Origin of the sequence: Polynucleobacter sp. AP-Feld-500C-C5, assembly GCF_018882265.1 — a bacterium.
GTDB lineage: Bacteria > Pseudomonadota > Gammaproteobacteria > Burkholderiales > Burkholderiaceae > Polynucleobacter.
The window spans coordinates 94,818-112,527 of record NZ_JACVOW010000021.1 but is presented as its reverse complement, the minus strand read 5'-3'; the positions used below and the strand labels follow the sequence as shown (position 1 = coordinate 112,527).

The window sequence follows — 17,710 nt, the reverse complement described above, 5'->3', positions numbered from 1 at the left end:
CTATGCAACGATATTTACTAAACGGCCAGGCACGACGATTACCTTTTTAGGGGCTCCGCCGTTCAGCGCTTTAACCGCTGAATCAGTTTGCAAAGCCAAAGATTCAATTTGCTCTTTGGTGGCCTCTGCTGGCACCCTGATATCACCTCGCAACTTACCATTAATTTGGAGCATCAAAATAATCTCACTTTGAACCAGAGCAGATTCATCTACAGCAGGCCATGGGGCATCCAAAAGAGGGCCAAAGGTCTTGGCATAAGCCATATCTTTCCAGAGCACATGCGTTAAATGTGGCACCACTGGGTAAAGCACTCGCAATAAGATGCTAAGGCACTCCCGTAAAACCGGTGCACTAATAGCAGCAGCTTGATCCAATTTAATGGGTTCAAGCACATTGAGCATCTTCATGGCGGCAGATACCACTGTGTTGTACTGGCGACGCTGGTAGTCAAAATTTGCCTGCTTCAAAATCGAATGGACTTCGCGACGCAATTCTTTCTCAGCATCATTCAGGTTACTCGGTAAAGCGTCCTGCGCATCACGAATCCCATTAGCTTGACTGCTTGAATACATCCAAACACGTCGTAAGAATCGGGAAGCGCCTTCAACCCCAGCACCCGACCACTCCAACTGTTGCTCTGGTGGTGCTGCAAACATCACAAACAAACGTGCAGTATCTGCACCGTATTGATCAATCAAAGCCTGCGGATCAACGCCATTGTTCTTGCTCTTAGACATCTTCTCAACGCCACCAATCATGACCGGTGTGCCTGAGGTATCGCCCTTTAGCTTCGCGCCTTGAGGACGACCTTTTTCATCGAGCTCTAACTCTACGTCCAAGGGATTAAGCCAAGTCTTTTTACCAGAAGCCTCTTCTGAGTAATAGGTCTCATTGAGTACCATGCCTTGCGTCAACAGATTTTGGAAAGGCTCATCAAAAGTGATCAAGTTCAGATCACGCATGACCTTGGTCCAAAAGCGCGCATACAGTAAATGCAGGATCGCATGCTCGATACCGCCAATATATTGATCCATTGGCATCCAGTATTCATTGCGCCCATCCACCATCGTCTTCGCGTCAGGACCGGTATAGCGCATGAAATACCAGGACGAATCTACAAAGGTATCCATCGTGTCAGTCTCACGTCTTGCAGGCTTGCCACACTTGGGGCACTGCACATTCAAAAAGTCTGCACGCTTATTTAAAGGATTACCACTGCCATCGGGCACACAATCTTCTGGCAACACCACTGGCAAATCAGCCTCTGGAACAGGTACTGCTCCACAACCAGGGTGACTCTCATCACCACAATGAATAATCGGAATGGGAGTGCCCCAATAACGCTGACGTGAAATACCCCAATCACGCAATCGATAGGTAGTCTTGATCTCTCCAATACCCATCTTCTCTAAATCTTTGGCAACGGCACTGACTGCTTCTCCATGTGAGAGTCCGTCATATTTGTCGCTGTTAAAGCAAATCACATCTTCTTTTTGGGCATACCAATCTTCCCAACGCGTTGCATTAAACATGGGTGATTCCCCTTTGAGGGCGATCACTTGTTTGATTGGCAAGTCATATTTGAGGGCAAAAGCAAAATCACGCTCATCATGTGCTGGGACACCCATCACGGCGCCATCACCATAAGACATCAAAACATAGTTACCTACCCAAACAGGCACTGGCTCATTCGTCAATGGATGCGTGACATATAAACCGGTAAACATACCCTCTTTTTCTTGAGTAGCTAGGTCAGCTTCAATCACGCTACCGGTTTTGCACTTCTCAATAAATGCGGCTAAGGCAGGATTATTAGCGGCAGCTTTAGTGGCTAACGGATGCTCAGCTGCCACGGCGCAGAAAGTAACGCCCATAATGGTGTCAGCCCGGGTAGTAAACACGTATAGCAAGCCATCTTGAATAAAGTTGCCATGGACATCAGCGACCTCATGCTTAAAAGCAAAGCGAACACCGCGACTTTTACCAATCCAATTCTGCTGCATGGTTTTGACACGCTCAGGCCAACCCAAACCATCTAAGCCAGTCAGTAATTGCTCTGCGTAAGCAGTGATATTGAAGTAGTAGCCTGGAATCTCACGCTTTTCAACTAAGGCGCCTGAACGCCAACCACGACCATCAATCACTTGCTCGTTTGCTAGAACAGTTTGATCGATCGGATCCCAGTTGACTACTTGAGTCTTACGATACGCAATCCCTTTTTCCAGCATCTTCAAAAAGAGCCATTGATTCCAGCGGTAATAATCAGGACTGCAAGTGGCAACCTCACGAGACCAATCAATTGCTAAGCCCATCGCAGCCATTTGCTTTTTCATATAAGCAATGTTGTCGTAGGTCCACTTCGCTGGCGGCACTTTATTCTGAATGGCAGCATTTTCTGCAGGCATGCCAAAAGCATCCCAGCCCATTGGCATCAAGACGTTATAGCCTTGCATGCGGAGTTGACGCGCCATCACATCATTGATCGTGTAGTTACGCACATGACCCATATGTAACTTACCAGAAGGATAAGGCAACATAGAGCAAGCGTAATACTTCGGCTTCTTCTTGCCATCTATGCCGAGAGCATTTTCTGTTACTTGATAGACTTGCGCACTTTCCCAATCAGCTTGTGCTGCTGCTTCAATGCTGCGGTAGTCGTAATCCTTACTCATTCAAAACAACTCTTTTCTGTCTTATTTTTTGGTTTTTTATTAATGTAGTTATTTGCGTAAGCCAAGCACATCTTGCATGTCATAAAGGCCTGAAGTTTGGTTCTGCAAGAAACGCGCGGCCCGTAAAGATCCTTGGGCATAAGACTGACGGCTTGAAGACTTGTGGCTAATCTCAATACGTTCGCCATCGCCAGCGAACAGCACAGTATGGTCTCCCACAATATCGCCACCACGAATCGTTGCAAAGCCAATTGACCCCTCTTTGCGCTCGCCAGTATGGCCTTCGCGTGCATACACAGCCAGATCATCTAGCTTTTCACCAAGTGCATCTGCAATAACCTCGCCCATCTTCAAAGCAGTGCCGGAAGGCGCATCTACTTTGTGACGATGATGGGCTTCGATGATTTCAATGTCGTAACCTTGATTAAGCATCTTAGCTGCGATCTCCAGTAACTTGAATGTGGCATTCACGCCAACACTCATATTGGGCGCAAACACAATAGCTAACTTTGCAGAAGCTTTTTTAAGATTTGCAATTTGATCCGCACTCAATCCCGTTGTACCAATAATCATCTTGGTGCCCGTTTTTTCTGCCACAGCCAAGTGCGCCATAGTGCCCTCTGGCCTTGTGAAATCAATCAGAAAATCAGCGTTCGCTAATACCTTAGACACATCAGCAGAAATGAGCACACCCGTCTTTTTACCCAGGAAAGCGCCCGCATCTTCTCCCAATTGAGGGCAAGCTGAATGCTCAAGAGCACCTTCAAGTTGCGCATCAGATGCATTAAGAACAGTCTCAATCAACATCTTGCCCATACGACCGGTTGCTCCAGCAATTGCAATCTTCATCATGTATTTCTTCGCTTCTTATTAAAAGTTTCTAGAGACGTCCAGGATTATTTAACTGGCATCAATGTATCAATCATTTCTACTGCTTTTTCTCAGCCGCTGGCGGAGTATTCATCGCGCCAGGGCCTAAAGTTTCTGGCTGGGATACTTTGCCATCTGACGACTTTGAAAAAGTAAAATAGTCCCAGAAAGATCCTGTGCTTGCAGCAGGGACTGGAGGTATAGCAGCCCCCTTAGGCAAGTTATCGGTTGGACTTGGCACCAATAATTCTGGTTGTTGCAAAGGCGGTGTTACTGGCGGTTTATTTGAACCCGTCATCACATCCCAAAACGAACGCTTCGTCTTAGCGTAGTTATCAATCTCAGCCACCAACTCCACATCTGTTGGTAAAGCATCGCCTTCAAACTTCACGACTTTATCGCCATCAAAAAATACGGTGACATGCCGCTCTTTGCCAACACGCTGACCTGAGCGTTTAAATTCAAAAACATAATCCCAGCGATTGGCATGGAAGTAACTTGCTAATAATGGAGTGCCTAAAATTTGACGCACCTGCTCACGCGTCATACCTAACTGTAATTTGGCATATTGCTCACTGGAGATAAAGTTACCTTGAACAATGTCAGGAACATAAGGTCTAAAAATTTTGTTCATCCAGGCGCGCTGGGTTTCATCTACCGCGGTAGTACACCCCGCAATACCTAGCAAGCCAAACAAGGCAAGAGCCAATACACCCCCTCTTGAAGAGGCAAAATACCTCTTCAGAAACGGGTTAAAAAAACGACTAAAAAGTTCAAGGCAATTTTGCATGGCTGGCCGTATCATTAAGACATTGATTTTAGCTCCCAAAGCCATGAATACGAACCAAAACCCTACTCCTGAAAATTTGCGTGATATTGGCCTCAAAGCCACTGGTCCACGCATGAAAATTCTCGATTTTTTTCATCAAAATGGCGGCACCCACTTCAGTGCTGAGGACATCTTTATGGCCCTCACTAAAGAAGATCAGGAAATCGGTTTAGCCACGGTATATCGAGTGCTTACCCAGTTTGAGCAGGCAGGGCTTTTGCTCCGCAGCCATTTTGAGTCTAGTAAGGGTGATAGCAGGGCCATCTACGAACTTAATGAAGGTAACCACCATGACCACTTGGTTTGCCTAGACTGCGGGCATGTAGAAGAGTTTGTGGATGAGGCCATTGAAAAGCGGCAACGGGATATTGCCAAGAACCTCGGTTTTAAGCTTCAAGAACACTCTTTAGCAATGTACGGGCATTGCCAGAAGAAAAACTGCCGAAATAAGCAAAAATAAACACTTTTCTGAGGTTTTGAGTTGATTCTCAGGGCTACGGATATGAAAAAAGACCTCAAATTGAGGTCTTTTTTACTTTTTAGCAACTTTTAACTACATTTAATGACTTTTAATTACTTTACCGCCATTAATGCTTCAGCCGCATTGAGCATTTGTACTGAATAACCCCATTCATTGTCGTACCAAGCTAAAACTTTAACTAGCTTGCCATCAGCAGAAACACGGCTTTGAGAGGCGTCATAAATACTCGGGCGTGGATCATGGTTAAAATCGATTGAAACCAAAGGCAAAGTATTAAAGCCCAAGATGCCTTTGAGCTCACCCTCGCTAGCAGCCTTCAAAATAGAATTCACTTCATCTATGCTCGTTGCACGGCTTGCAGCAAACGTGAGGTCAACCACTGAGACATTGATCACTGGCACACGCATCGCAAAACCATCAAAGCGACCGGCTAAAGCGGGCAAAACTAAGCCGACTGCTTTTGCTGCGCCAGTCTTCGTTGGAATCATGCTACTCACAGCAGAGCGCGCACGACGCATATCCTTGTGATACACATCGGTCAACACCTGATCATTCGTAAATGCATGAATCGTTGTCATCAAGCCAGACTCAATACCAATTTTTTCTAACAATGGCTTAACTAATGGCGCCAAACAGTTGGTAGTACAACTTGCATTAGAAACAACCACGTCATTTGGCTTTAATACATTTTGGTTCACACCGAACACAATGGTGGCATCGACATCTTTTTCGCCAGGCGCAGAAATCAATACTTTCTTAGCACCCTGTTGAATATGAATCATCGCCTTTTCTTTAGAGGTGAACTTACCAGTGCACTCTAAAACTAAATCTACGCCCAACTCACCCCATGGGGTTTCAACAGGATTGCGTGTACAGAACATCTTGATACGATCACCATTCACCACCATGCAATCGCCATCTACAGATACCTCGGCAGGAAAACGGCCGTGGGCAGAGTCATATTGAGTGAGGTGGGCGTTGATTGCAATATCACCCATCGCATTAATCGCAACGATCTTGATATCACGACGTGGCTTGCCGTTTACCTGATCTTCATACAAGGCGCGGAGTACCATACGGCCAATACGCCCGTAACCATTAATTGCGACACGAATTGTCATTTATTTCCCCTTACTAATATTAAATTTATTGCGCTAACTTTTATTTATTTGATTTCTTCGAGATGCATTGCTTAACAGTCTTTGCAATTTGATCGACCGTTAAACCAAAATATTCATATAGCTGAGCTGCGGGTGCTGACTCACCAAAGGTATCGACACCATGCACGGCTGCGCAACCATACTTCCACCAGAAATCCGTTACGCCTGCCTCAACAGCGATGCGTGGGGTATTGGCCGGCAATACTTTAGATTTATAGGTGGCATCTTGCTGATCAAATACCGTGGTCGAAGGCATCGAAACCACTCGAATACCGATTTTTCCAGCACTGTCTTTTTCTAAACGTTCGGCTGTTTGCAATGCAAGTGCAATTTCAGAACCAGTAGCAATAATGACTGCATCGATCTTTCCTGATTGAGGATCACGTAATACATAGCCACCACGTGCAATGTCTTTAATCTGCTGGCTGTTACGAGCAACAAATGGGCAGTTTTGACGACTAAAGATCAAAGCGCTCGGACCATTCTGACGCTCAACCGCCGCGCCCCAGGCAACAGCGCTCTCGGTAGTGTCACAGGGCCGCCAAACCATCAAGTTTGGAATCAGACGTAGGCTAGCAACGTGCTCCACAGATTGATGGGTTGGGCCATCTTCTCCTAGACCAATTGAGTCATGGGTGAAGACAAAGATGCTACGCAACTTCATCAAAGCAGCCATACGAATAGCATTACGACTGTAATCGGAGAAGGTTAAAAAGGTGCCTCCGAATGGAATATAACCGCCATGCAAGGCAATCCCATTCATGATGGCGCTCATACCAAACTCACGCACACCATAGTTAACGTGATTACCCCATTGATCGCCGCGTACAGGTTTGCATGCAGACCAATTAGTTAAGTTTGAACCGGTTAAGTCTGCAGAGCCACCCATAAATTCTGGCAAAACGGGTGCTAAAGCTTCAATCGCATTTTGACTCGCTTTACGAGTAGCAATCGTTTCTGCTTTAGATTGGCAAGTTTTTAAATACGCATTGAGTGTGGCTGAAAAGTCTTTTGACAAATCGCCTTGCATACGGCGCTGTAATTCAGAAGCAAGTTCTGGAAATTGGATTTTGTATTTTTGGAATTCTTTATTCCATTCGTGTTCAGCAGTTTGGCCACGCTTTTTAAAATCCCAAGCAGCATAAATATCTTTTGGAATTTCAAATGGTGGATAGGGCCAATTCAAGGCCACGCGAGTCTGTGCGATTTCAGCAGCGCCTAGTGGCGAACCATGCACTTTATCGCTACCAGCCATATTAGGAGAACCCTTGCCGATCGCTGTCTTGCAGCAGATCAGGGTTGGCTTAGCACTCTTTTTAGCCTGAGCAATCGCCTTCGAAACTGCTTCCGCATCATGACCATCGACATCACGAATAACATTCCAGCCATAAGCTTCGAAACGTTTTGGCGTATCTTCGTTAAACCAAGAAACTACCTTGCCGTCAATCGAGATACCGTTGTCATCCCAAAGTGCTATCAACTTGTTTAGCTTTAATGTGCCAGCCAATGAACAAACTTCATGGCTGATACCTTCCATCAAGCAACCGTCACCTAAAAATACATAAGTGTAGTGATCGATGATGTTGTGACCGGGACGATTAAATTCTTCAGCCAGTAACTTTTCAGCAAGTGCCATGCCAACCGCATTTGAAATACCTTGACCCAATGGACCTGTAGTGGTTTCTACCCCGGCTGTAATTCCATACTCAGGATGTCCTGGGGTTTTACTTTGCAATTGACGGAAATTTTTTAACTCTTCAATGGGTAAGTCATATCCAGAGAGATGCAACAGTGAATACAACAACATCGATCCATGACCATTAGATAAAACAAAACGATCGCGATCGATCCAGTGGGGATCAGTCGGATTGTGTTTTAAATGTTCATTCCATAATCCAACAGCAATATCTGCCATTCCCATCGGCATACCAGGGTGCCCTGAGTTTGCCTGTTGAACTGCATCCATGGATAGGGCGCGAATGGCATTCGCCATACGAATTTGAAGGTTTGACATCGTAAAAGTGGTCTCGAGGAAAATAAATTGGCTATATTTCAGTAATGCCTCAATTTTATCTTCCCGGACCATGGGAATCCCAAAAGCCCACCCTCCTCACCTCTGAGGTTTGCCACCATTTACGGGTTCGGCGCGTTCAGGTTGGCGAGTCGTTTCCCATATTTGATGGAAAAGGGCAAATCGCTAAGGCAGAGCTCCTTTCCTTCAGTGGAAAAAGCGGTTTAGCCCAACTGAGCGATATCCGCACTGATACCCACCGTGAGGCCCCATATGCAATTACTTTGGCCCAAGGCTTGGCAGGCGGTGACAAAATGGATTGGATTGTTGAAAAAGCCATAGAAACAGGTGCCCAAATCATCGCGCCATTACAGTGTGAACGCTCCATTCTCAAACTGACCCGCTCAAGTGACCAGGATCGCGTCCAAAAGCGTTTAACACATTGGAGTGGGATTATTCAAGCTGCTTGTGAGCAATGTGACAGAACAGTATTGGCGCAGCTTGAACCTATCCAAAATTTTGCAACTTACCTCAAAGCAAGTTCAAAGCCTGCACTCAAACTTCTCCTGAGTCCGGATGCTAGCAAAAGCATGTACTCCGTCTTAATAGAAAATGCACCTCAAGATATTGTTCTCATGATCGGACCAGAGGGTGGTCACTCACCAGAAGAGGAAGCGCAAGCTCAAGCCGCGGGATACCAAATTGTTTCTTTAGGAGAGCGCGTATTGCGCACTGAAACCGCAGGCCTTGTAGCCATTACAGCGGTACACAGCATTTGGAATCCTGAAATGCAAAATCGCCTCAAATAGAGGCGATTCATTGGTTTGCGATCTTTTAGCGATTAAGCAAAAGAGTAGAAAACCCGATATGGTGTGCGACGCTCAGCCCAATAATCTACGGCATCGCGGAAGACATCTAACAGAGTCTCGCGTGCTTCTTTATCAAACTTTTGAGTGCAAGGTAAACCTTCGAGCACCACTACAAAGCCGGGCTGTTGACCTGCCTTATCTGTAGTTGTGGTCAACGCATCCAATAGAGGGTCAAAGTTTTTTGCTTGTTGCTTAGTAAAGGTGTAAGCAATGGCAATTGCTTCAAGAACCTCACCCTTTGTCATTGCATTGACGCAATTGGCATAAATGAAATGTTGACCGAGCTCTGTAGCGGCTTCCTGTAAATCTGGTGTACGGAAAGCACGAATAGATTGCACGATATTAGTGCGCACACTGCGCAACATGGCCGGCGGTCCGGCATCACGAACGGCCAAAGCGGCACGCCAAGAAGCTGTCACTTTTTTCCCCGTAACTTGATTTGCTGCATAGGTTTGTAAACGAGATAAACCGCCTTGGGCATAAATATTGGCAGCAGACGATTCGGTCTCGAGTCGATCATTGCTATCCCAACTTTCAGCACGGCTATGTTCTTCGAAGCTTGCTAGATTGGTATTTTCAGAGCGATTATTCATGATGGGTAATAGGTTACCCTTAACACGTCATCAAATCAAGCCCAAATACAGTGCTTTTTATATAAGTTATTGATTAATATAGGATTAATTTATGCAAGTAACTGCTAACTTACATAAATGATGAGCGCTTAGGAGATGCCTCTTGCGTTACTGGCAGCCTCAACCACAGCCAAAGTAGTCACATTCACAATCCTACGAACCGTCGCTGCTGGCGTCAAAATATGAATTGGTTTAGCAACCCCCAGCAACAGAGGACCGATAGCAATGCCATTACCTGCAGCTGTTTTTAACAAGTTGTAAGAAATGTTGGCGGCGTCAATATTTGGCAGAACTAATAAGTTGGCATCGCCTTTTAATGGCGATGAAGTCACTGTGCCAGCGCGAATGGTTTCATCTAAAGCGCTATCCCCATGCATCTCACCATCAACCTCTAAGGAGGGATCTGCCTTTTGAATTAAAGCCAAGACTTCGCGCATTTTGATTGCAGATGGCGCATTACTAGATCCAAAGTTTGAGTGTGAGAGTAATGCCACTTTAGGAATTAAACCCAACTTACGCATTTCGCTAGCGGCCATCAAAGTCAATTCTGCCAATTCTTCGGCAGTTGGATCTAGATTGATATGCGTATCTACCAAGAACACTTGGCGACCTGGAAGAATTAATCCAGACATTGCTCCATAGACGTTTGCACCTGGCTCACGACCAACTACTTCATCAACATACTTCAGATGAGTAGCTGCATTACCAATCGTTCCACAAATCATGCCGTCAGCCATTTCCTTAGCAATCATCATGGAGCCAATTAAAGTATGGCGGCGGCGCATTTCTAATTTAGCAAATGACTCTGTCACTCCCTTACGCTCAGTCAAACCAAGATAGGTTTGCCAGAAGTCACGAAAGCGTGAATCACGCTCTGGATTCACAATCTCAAAATCATCACCCGTCTTCATCCGGAGGCCGAACTTCTCAATACGATGCTCAATCACCTCGGGGCGACCAATCAGAATTGGGGTGGCTAAGTGCTCGTCAATGATGATTTGTACGGCACGCAATACACGCTCATCCTCACCTTCGGCAAAGACAATGCGTTTTTGATTTGCTAGAACTCTCTTCGCAATACTAAAGAGCGGCTTCATCAAAGTACCGGAGTGATACACAAATTGTTGTAGCTGATTGCGATACGCATCAAAATCTTTAATCGGACGTAAAGCAACGCCGTCATCCATTGCAGCCTTAGCCACAGCGGGAGCAATGACGGTAATCAAGCGCGGATCAAATGGTTTTGGAATCAAATACTCAGGACCAAAAGAAAGGTTCTCAATTCCGTAAACCGATGCCACCACTTCGCTTTGCTCAGCTTGGGCAAGCTCTGCAACGGCTTTCACGGCTGCTACTTCCATGCCGCGAGTAATGGTGGTTGCGCCAACATCGAGTGCGCCACGGAAAATAAATGGGAAGCACAAAACGTTATTGACTTGATTTGGATAGTCAGTACGGCCCGTTGCCATCACCGCATCAGGACGAACTGCTTTTACTTCTTCAGGCAAGATTTCTGGGGTTGGATTTGCTAAGGCGTAAATCAATGGCTTGTCGGCCATCTTCTTCACCATGTCTTGCTTTAATACACCACCAGCAGATAGACCTAAGAAAATATCTGCGCCAGCAATCACTTGATCGAGAGTACGCAAATCAGTCTCTTGGCAGAAAGGCTCCTTTTCAGGATCCATCAATTCTTTACGGCCTTTATAGGCAACACCAGCAAGGTCAGTTACCCAGATATTTTTACGAGGAATGCCAAGATCTACCAACAGGTCTAAGCAAGCCAATGCAGCTGCGCCAGCACCAGAGGTAACTAACTTCACATTGCTAACGTCTTTTCCAACCACCTTCAAACCATTGATAATTGCGGCTGCAACTACAATCGCAGTGCCGTGCTGATCATCATGAAAGACTGGAATCTTCATACGAGCTTGCAGCTTGCGCTCGACAATAAAGCAATCTGGAGCTTTGATATCTTCTAAATTGATGCCACCAAAAGTAGGCTCAAGTGCCGCAATAATTTCGACTAATTTTTCTGGATCATTTTCATTGACTTCGATATCGAAAACATCAATGCCAGCAAATTTCTTAAAGAGAACCGCTTTACCCTCCATCACTGGCTTACTTGCCAATGGTCCGATATTTCCCAAACCTAAAACAGCAGTACCGTTTGTAATCACGCCAACCAAATTTCCACGGGCGGTGTACTTAAAAGCATTGGCTGGGTCCTTCACAATTTCTTCGCAAGGGGCTGCGACGCCAGGAGTATAGGCAAGCGCTAAATCGCGTTGATTAGTCAGTTGCTTAGTTGGAGCAATCTCGATCTTTCCAGGAACCGGAAACTCGTGGTACTGAAGGGCAGCTTCTCTTAAAGCTGCAATTTGTTGCTCTTTACTATTTTCTATGCTCATCAACTAACTCGCTAACTCGTTTTGTCTAATGCTTATTAAGGCTTTAATTCTATTCCTCTCTCGCATTGCACTGCCAAGGGTCATAAAATAAGGTATGCATTCTCAATCCGGCCCAATCGGCGAATTCGATCTCATTGAACGTTTTTTTAAAACGGGTAGTGCCTCAAACGGTTCAAATACGACCCTCAGTTTGGGCATTGGCGATGATTGCGCACTCATCAAACCCCTGCCAGGTGAAGAAATCGCTATTACCAGCGATATGTTGGTTGCGGGTAGACATTTTTTTGCCGATGCTGACCCTGAGAAATTAGGCGGCAAAGCCTTAGCAGTCAATCTTTCTGACCTTGCCGCAATGGGTGCTAAGCCACTGGGGTTTACATTGGCCATTGCCTTGCCTGAGGTTGATACAAGATGGTTGGAAGCATTCTCTAAGGGCTTATTTGCGGTTGCCAATCAATTTTCTTGCCCCCTCATCGGTGGCGACACTACTGCTGGCCCCCTCACCATTTCAATTACTGCATTTGGCAGCATTCCTACTGGAAAAGCCATTCTTAGATCAGGGGCAAAGATTGAGGATGAGATTTGGGTTTCAGGCACTGTTGGCGATGCAAGACTCACTCTTGCTGCACTGCGTCATGAAATCACGCTCTCGGAAAGCGACTTCAAAGCAATTGACCATCGCATGCATCAACCCACACCCAGAGTTGGGCTTGGTATGGCACTGAGGGAAGTGGCAAGTGCCGCCTTAGATGTATCGGATGGCTTGCTTGGTGATCTAAAGCACATCCTGAAACAATCACAGCTTGATGCAGAAATTATTTTGGAGCAACTTCCCACATCAGCAACATTGCAAAAACAAAGTAAAGCAATACAAAATCAATTTGCTGCCAGCGGTGGCGATGATTACGAACTTTGCTTTACTGCACCTAGTAGCAAACGTGATGTGATTCTCAATATCAGCAAAGAACTCAAACTTCCCCTCACATGTATTGGCCGCATTACGTCCATGAAAAATAGTAGTATCCAGATTCGCATCCAGGGAACTGATGGTAAGTTACTTAGTGATGCGGATACCGCTGCACTACTCCACTCTTTTGACCACTTCGCAAAATGACTGATCAGAATCCATCAGTTGTGAAGCCTGGTTTCCAGTGGATGCTTCAGAGCCCAAGTCGCACTCTAGCCTTTGGCTTTGGTAGCGGTCTAAGCCGGGTAGCGCCTGGCACTGCAGGCACTCTCTGGGCCTGGGCAAGCTTTTTGATTGCTGAGCATTTCCTCACCATAGAACATTTTCTATGGATCACTGGTGGCGGTATTTTGTTGGGCTGTTGGATCTGTGGCCATGTCAGTGAAGAGTTAGGTAAGAAAGATTTTGGCGGTATTGTTTGGGATGAAATGATGGCTTTTTGGTTGGTGCTGTTATTCATTACACCGACCAGTATTTGGATGCAGATCCTTGCGTTCGCTCTCTTTAGATATTTCGATGCTGCTAAACCGGGTCCTATCGGCATGATTGATCGCCACTTTAAAACGCTCGAGAATACCGATACCCCTTCACACTTCCTGCAACTCCTGTGGCGTGGGTTTGGCATCATGGTGGATGATCTTGCGGCAGCTTTCTTCACACTCTTGGTGATTACTCTCTTGCAAGTAGTCAGCACTCAAATGGGTTGGATTTAAATATGCATTCACTCGATACCGTCCAAACCTTGGCAGAAATTTTGCGCTCGAGAAATTGGAAAATGACGGTTGCAGAGTCCTGTACTGGGGGCTTGGTCTGCGCCACTCTCACTGAATTAGCGGGCTCAAGCGAATGGTTTGAGCGGGGCTACATCACTTACAGCAACCAAGCCAAAGAAGAATCCTTGGGAGTGCCAGCAGAGCTTATTCAAAGCTTTGGAGCAGTGAGCGAGGAAGTTGCTAAAGCGATGGCTAAAGGCGCTCAGCTGAATGCAGATGTCAATGCCGCCATCTCAATTACCGGTATTGCAGGTCCCAACGGTGGCTCAGCAGGCAAACCTGTGGGAACAGTATGCTTTGGCTGGTCAATTCAAAATGAAGCTGGTGAAAATAGAGTGCTTACAAAAACGATGCACTTTACTGGAGACCGCCAAGCGATTCGGGAGCAATCTTGCAATTACGTACTGAGCGAATTGGCCAAGCTACTCGAGAATTAAATTACTTCATCCAGCCTTTGCTATGGAAGTAGCCCAGCGGAATAATCGCTGAAATAATCATCAAACCGATTGCCATTGGGTAACCCCAAGTCGCATCCAATTCAGGCATGTGCTTGTAGTTCATACCCCAAATACTCGCCAGCAAAGTAGGTGGCATTAAGGCGACGGAGACCACCGAGAAGATCTTGATAATTTTGGATTGATTCAAATTAATAAAACCGACTGTCGCATCCATCAAGAAGTTGATCTTGTCGAATAGGAATGCTGTATGGTTTTCAAGTGAGTCAATATCACGCAAAATTTGGCGCGCTTCCTCTTGTTGCTCATCCGATAGTAACTTGCTGCGCATTAAGAAAGACAGGGCTCTACGGGTATCCATCACGTTACGACGAATGCGTCCGTTGGTATCCTCTTCCTTTGCAATCGTCTCTAAAACCTCTGCAGCATCGGCATCATTAATGCTATCAGACAGCACTCGCTTACCTGCTTGCTCAAGGTTTTCATAAACCTCTTCCAAAGCGTCGGCTGAATACTCGGCATCCGTGGAGTAGAGGTCAAGCAAGACATCTTTTGCATTGCTGACTGAGCCGGGGCGCAAACGCGCACGCAAACGGACTAAGCGGAATACTGGTAAATCTTCATCATGAATCGAGAACAGCACTTGCTTAGTCAGCACAAACGCCACACGCACGTTGCGAGAAGTCTCTTCTTCATCCAATAAAAAATCGGTGCGGATATGGAGATGACCGTCATCCGCTTCAAAATAACGAGCAGAGGCTTCTAGGTCGCCCAAGTCATCTAACTCGGGCAAAAGCACACCAAAAGCCTCTTTAATCCAAACGAGCTCTTCTTCCTCTGGATCAACTACGTCAATCCAGATAGGATTAGCGTATTGCAATAATTCATTGCGATCTTCCACTTGCTCTTGAGAGAGGCGGCCATTTTGCAGGACGAACAAGTTGATCATGGTGAACTCCTAAGGAATGTGCGCTAGTTTATCCTATAGATCATGACTGTTTCACTAAAATAAGCTAAATCCAATGAACCCTCGCTCAAATACCTTTCACCAGCAACTCCAGTCTGCATGGGCTTCCCAAGGCAGCATGCTGTGTGTTGGTTTTGACCCAGACCCCAAGCGCTTACCCCCATCCCTGCAAGGGAAACCTGAGGGGATCTTTGAGTTCTGTCGCGATATCGCTGATGCCACCGCAGATTTAGTCTGCGCCTTTAAGCCTCAGTTTGCCTACTTTGCCTCACAACGCGCTGAAGCCCAACTAGAAAAACTGGTACGTCACCTCAAAGACAAATACCCCCACATCCCAGTCATCCTCGATTCCAAGCGTGGTGATATTGGCAGTACCGCAGATCACTACGCTCTGGAGGCCTTTGAGCGCTATGGTGCGGATGCCATCACCGTCAATCCCTATATGGGCTTTGACACGATTGAGCCCTATCTAAAACATGCTGGTAAAGGTGTCATTGTCCTGTGTCGCACTTCTAATCCAGGTGGCTCAGATTTACAGTTCTTAAAGGCTTCCCCGAATGGGGAGCCTTTGTATCTGCATGTAGCCAAACTTGCAGCCACTCAATGGAATCGCTCGGGTCAAATTGGTCTTGTCGTGGGCGCAACCTTCCCAGAAGAGATCGCAAAGGTACGAGCAATTGTGGGTGAGATGCCTTTACTCATCCCCGGCATCGGAGCCCAAGGTGGAGATATTGAAGCCACCGTTAAAGCGGGCAGTATTCCAGGCAAACCTGGAACAGGCATGATCATTAATTCTTCAAGAGCTATTCTGTATGCAAGCTCTGGAAATGATTTTGCGCAGGCTGCACGAAACGTAGCACAGTCCACGCGTGATGCGTTAAGAGCGGCTACTTAGCAGTCTTAGACGAACTCTTGGGCTGAGCTATCGGCGCTAAAGCGACACGCCCCATATTCTCCAAAATAAATTCTTGTCTGGTTGGAAAGTGGATCCTGGCCTTGCGGCAATATTGCTCTTTATCAAAACACTTGGGTGCTGGCAAAGCGGAAGCTAGAGCCGCAGCCTGATCTAGATCTAGTCCTGCTGGCGTAGTTGCGTAATAGTGCTCAGAAGCAGCCCCAATACCAAAAATGCCTTCACCCCACTCTACTGAATTAAGGTAGATCTCAAACAATCTCTGCTTAGACAGCGTAAGCTCTAAGAGTCCGGTAATGATGAGCTCTTGCCCTTTACGAAAATAATTTTGCTCGGAAGATAAGAATAAATTTTTTGCAAGCTGCTGAGTAATGGTTGACCCACCACGCAGCACGGTTTTAGATTTAGCCCCCGCCTGAGGTTTTTGCTGATTTTGCTGTTGATTTTTTTGCCATGCTTTTTGCATGTCTTCAACACGAACCCCTTTGTGTTGAAAAAAGATGTCGTCTTCGCTAACCAAAACCGCACGTTTGAGATTGTTTGAAATCTTATCGTAAGGCGTCCACTTTGATTGTACGGAACAAATCCAATGCCAGGAACACAAGCGCCAGCGCTCTGCTCTCTGAAAGGCTGTGCTGCTGGGATCTACACTAATCCATAGGCCGATCTGAACGGCAAAATATACCTGCATGGCTATGAAACCAGCCAAGAGACATTTGACTAGGTAAGCAATCCAGCGCATGAGTGAGAAATTAACTGCAAGTAAATTTGATCAACTGCGCAACTTAGCGAGCACTGCTCGCGAATCAATTTGTGTTGCTAGATCGGTTCCCCGCCATAACAAGAATGCATCTGCAGCTTGCTCCACCAACATACCAAGGCCATCGCTAATGCGTGCCCCACGCTGTAAAGCTTGCTTCATAAAGGCCGTTGTTTTACCGTAGACCATGTCGTAAGCAAATGAGCTTGGCGTAAAGATGTTTACTACAGCGGCAATGCTCAAAGGAGACTCATCTGCTAGTCCTGCAGCAGTTGCATTAATCACCAGGTCAAATGGATAGGGTGTTTTTTCAGAACTCTCTAATTGAGCTAATGTGCGAGCCTCTAAGGCAACCTCTTTCGTAGCAGCTACATTGGCAAATAACTTGATCAATTCATCAGCCTTTATGCTTGAGCGATTAGCAATCACTAAGCATTTAGGTGAATGCTCCAATAAGGGCCCGATCACTCCACGTGCTGCTCCACCAGCACCTAAAAGCAAAATACGCGACTCATGGACGGCGATACCCTGCGCCAATAGGTCGCGCACCAAGCCAGCGCCATCAGTATTGTCACCATAAATCTTGCCATCCTGAATCCATAGCGTATTGACTGCACCAGCCAACTGGGCTCGACTAGTTAATTGATCAGCAAAAGCTTGGGCATATAACTTAAATGGCACGGTGACATTCATACCCTTACCGCCAGCAGAAAAGAATGTTTTAGCAGCTTGAGCAAAACCATCTAGCTCCGGCTGTAAACGGCCATAGTGCATAGCTTGTTTAGCTTGCTCTGCAAAGCGCTGGTGAATGGCGGGCGACTGACTATGGCCTATTGGATTGCCCGCTACCGCATAGACATCTAGACCCGGGTGAAGACTTGGATCGGTATGCAAATCAACGGAAGCGTTTGAACTCATGATGGCTACAGAATAAGCGAA

The 17,710-nt window shown here is 46.2% G+C and carries 16 protein-coding genes; 6 read left to right on the top strand and 10 right to left on the bottom strand.

Annotation, left to right across the window (positions count from 1 at the left end):
• From leuS to ICN21_RS05525, 3 genes are all read right to left on the bottom strand, one after another.
• Positions 1–2,673: a leucine--tRNA ligase gene (gene leuS, locus ICN21_RS05535; RefSeq protein ID WP_216177314.1), complete on the bottom strand. Its 2,673-nt coding sequence runs from the start codon at positions 2,671–2,673 to the stop codon at positions 1–3.
• Between the two features lie 48 nt (positions 2,674–2,721).
• A complete protein-coding gene (dapB, locus tag ICN21_RS05530) occupies positions 2,722–3,522 on the bottom strand; it encodes a 4-hydroxy-tetrahydrodipicolinate reductase (protein WP_216177662.1) in 801 nt (266 codons plus the stop codon).
• A 79-nt stretch (positions 3,523–3,601) separates the two neighbouring features.
• A complete protein-coding gene (locus tag ICN21_RS05525) occupies positions 3,602–4,252 on the bottom strand; it encodes an outer membrane protein assembly factor BamE (RefSeq protein WP_370624052.1) in 651 nt (216 codons plus the stop codon).
• A 124-nt stretch (positions 4,253–4,376) separates the two neighbouring features.
• Here ICN21_RS05525 and fur point away from each other — a divergent pair, with 124 nt between their 5' ends.
• Complete coding sequence (fur, locus tag ICN21_RS05520) at positions 4,377–4,832, top strand: ferric iron uptake transcriptional regulator (RefSeq protein ID WP_215297255.1); 456 nt, start codon at positions 4,377–4,379, stop codon at positions 4,830–4,832.
• Between the two features lie 113 nt (positions 4,833–4,945).
• Here fur and gap read toward each other — a convergent pair whose 3' ends face one another.
• Together gap and tkt are read right to left on the bottom strand one after the other, a co-directional pair.
• Positions 4,946–5,974 (bottom strand): type I glyceraldehyde-3-phosphate dehydrogenase, encoded by a 1,029-nt coding sequence (gene gap, locus ICN21_RS05515; protein ID WP_216177307.1) that lies wholly within the window; start codon positions 5,972–5,974, stop codon positions 4,946–4,948.
• Between the two features lie 40 nt (positions 5,975–6,014).
• Positions 6,015–8,027, bottom strand: a complete 2,013-nt coding sequence (tkt, locus tag ICN21_RS05510) for a transketolase (protein ID WP_216177660.1) — start codon at positions 8,025–8,027, stop codon at positions 6,015–6,017.
• Positions 8,028–8,071: 44 nt separating this feature from the next.
• Here tkt and ICN21_RS05505 point away from each other — a divergent pair, with 44 nt between their 5' ends.
• Entirely contained in the window at positions 8,072–8,833 is a 762-nt protein-coding gene (locus tag ICN21_RS05505; RefSeq protein ID WP_216177304.1) for a 16S rRNA (uracil(1498)-N(3))-methyltransferase, read from the top strand.
• A gap of 32 nt (positions 8,834–8,865) precedes the next feature.
• Here ICN21_RS05505 and ICN21_RS05500 read toward each other — a convergent pair whose 3' ends face one another.
• Positions 8,866–9,486, bottom strand: coding sequence for a barstar family protein (locus ICN21_RS05500; RefSeq protein WP_216177302.1), 621 nt, complete (start codon positions 9,484–9,486; stop codon positions 8,866–8,868).
• Between the two features lie 128 nt (positions 9,487–9,614).
• Positions 9,615–11,936, bottom strand: coding sequence for an NADP-dependent malic enzyme (locus ICN21_RS05495; protein WP_216177298.1), 2,322 nt, complete (start codon positions 11,934–11,936; stop codon positions 9,615–9,617).
• 94 nt (positions 11,937–12,030) lie between these two features.
• On the opposite strand from ICN21_RS05495, the gene thiL reads away from it, so the two are divergent.
• Genes thiL through ICN21_RS05480 form a run of 3 tightly spaced genes read left to right on the top strand, consistent with a single transcriptional unit; the run spans position 12,031 to position 14,113 of the window.
• Positions 12,031–13,050 carry a thiamine-phosphate kinase gene (gene thiL / locus ICN21_RS05490; protein WP_216177294.1) on the top strand — a complete coding sequence of 340 codons (1,020 nt, stop codon included), beginning with the start codon at positions 12,031–12,033 and terminating at the stop codon, positions 13,048–13,050.
• Complete coding sequence (locus ICN21_RS05485; RefSeq protein ID WP_215296246.1) at positions 13,047–13,616, top strand: phosphatidylglycerophosphatase A; 570 nt, start codon at positions 13,047–13,049, stop codon at positions 13,614–13,616. The genes thiL and ICN21_RS05485 overlap by 4 nt, the downstream gene beginning before the upstream one ends.
• A 2-nt stretch (positions 13,617–13,618) precedes the next feature.
• Positions 13,619–14,113, top strand: coding sequence for a CinA family protein (locus ICN21_RS05480; RefSeq protein WP_216177290.1), 495 nt, complete (start codon positions 13,619–13,621; stop codon positions 14,111–14,113).
• 1 nt (position 14,114) lies between these two features.
• On the opposite strand, the gene corA is transcribed toward ICN21_RS05480, so the two are convergent.
• Complete coding sequence (gene corA / locus ICN21_RS05475; RefSeq protein WP_215296244.1) at positions 14,115–15,080, bottom strand: magnesium/cobalt transporter CorA; 966 nt, start codon at positions 15,078–15,080, stop codon at positions 14,115–14,117.
• Between the two features lie 73 nt (positions 15,081–15,153).
• Between corA and pyrF the strand changes: the two genes are divergently transcribed.
• The gene (gene pyrF / locus ICN21_RS05470; protein WP_216177287.1) at positions 15,154–15,993 is read left to right on the top strand and encodes an orotidine-5'-phosphate decarboxylase; all 840 of its coding nucleotides are present in this window, start codon (positions 15,154–15,156) and stop codon (positions 15,991–15,993) included.
• On the opposite strand, the gene mtgA is transcribed toward pyrF, so the two are convergent.
• Positions 15,986–16,753 (bottom strand): monofunctional biosynthetic peptidoglycan transglycosylase, encoded by a 768-nt coding sequence (mtgA, locus tag ICN21_RS05465; protein ID WP_216177284.1) that lies wholly within the window; start codon positions 16,751–16,753, stop codon positions 15,986–15,988. The two genes, pyrF and mtgA, sit on opposite strands and share 8 nt — an antisense overlap.
• Positions 16,754–16,783: 30 nt before the next feature.
• Complete coding sequence (aroE, locus tag ICN21_RS05460; protein ID WP_216177282.1) at positions 16,784–17,689, bottom strand: shikimate dehydrogenase; 906 nt, start codon at positions 17,687–17,689, stop codon at positions 16,784–16,786.
• Positions 17,690–17,710: the final 21 nt, after the last annotated feature.

What these genes read in the sequence shown, in the direction of transcription:
- leuS (WP_216177314.1), bottom strand. Translation starts at nt 2,673, where the DNA reads ATGAGTAAGGATTACGACTACCGCAGCATTGAAGCAGCAGCACAAGCT.
- dapB (WP_216177662.1), bottom strand. Translation starts at nt 3,522, where the DNA reads ATGAAGATTGCAATTGCTGGAGCAACCGGTCGTATGGGCAAGATGTTG.
- fur (WP_215297255.1), top strand. Translation starts at nt 4,377, where the DNA reads ATGAATACGAACCAAAACCCTACTCCTGAAAATTTGCGTGATATTGGC.
- gap (WP_216177307.1), bottom strand. Translation starts at nt 5,974, where the DNA reads ATGACAATTCGTGTCGCAATTAATGGTTACGGGCGTATTGGCCGTATG.
- tkt (WP_216177660.1), bottom strand. Translation starts at nt 8,027, where the DNA reads ATGTCAAACCTTCAAATTCGTATGGCGAATGCCATTCGCGCCCTATCC.
- ICN21_RS05505 (WP_216177304.1), top strand. Translation starts at nt 8,072, where the DNA reads ATGCCTCAATTTTATCTTCCCGGACCATGGGAATCCCAAAAGCCCACC.
- ICN21_RS05500 (WP_216177302.1), bottom strand. Translation starts at nt 9,486, where the DNA reads ATGAATAATCGCTCTGAAAATACCAATCTAGCAAGCTTCGAAGAACAT.
- ICN21_RS05495 (WP_216177298.1), bottom strand. Translation starts at nt 11,936, where the DNA reads ATGAGCATAGAAAATAGTAAAGAGCAACAAATTGCAGCTTTAAGAGAA.
- thiL (WP_216177294.1), top strand. Translation starts at nt 12,031, where the DNA reads ATGCATTCTCAATCCGGCCCAATCGGCGAATTCGATCTCATTGAACGT.
- ICN21_RS05485 (WP_215296246.1), top strand. Translation starts at nt 13,047, where the DNA reads ATGACTGATCAGAATCCATCAGTTGTGAAGCCTGGTTTCCAGTGGATG.
- ICN21_RS05480 (WP_216177290.1), top strand. Translation starts at nt 13,619, where the DNA reads ATGCATTCACTCGATACCGTCCAAACCTTGGCAGAAATTTTGCGCTCG.
- corA (WP_215296244.1), bottom strand. Translation starts at nt 15,080, where the DNA reads ATGATCAACTTGTTCGTCCTGCAAAATGGCCGCCTCTCTCAAGAGCAA.
- pyrF (WP_216177287.1), top strand. Translation starts at nt 15,154, where the DNA reads ATGAACCCTCGCTCAAATACCTTTCACCAGCAACTCCAGTCTGCATGG.
- mtgA (WP_216177284.1), bottom strand. Translation starts at nt 16,753, where the DNA reads ATGCGCTGGATTGCTTACCTAGTCAAATGTCTCTTGGCTGGTTTCATA.
- aroE (WP_216177282.1), bottom strand. Translation starts at nt 17,689, where the DNA reads ATGAGTTCAAACGCTTCCGTTGATTTGCATACCGATCCAAGTCTTCAC.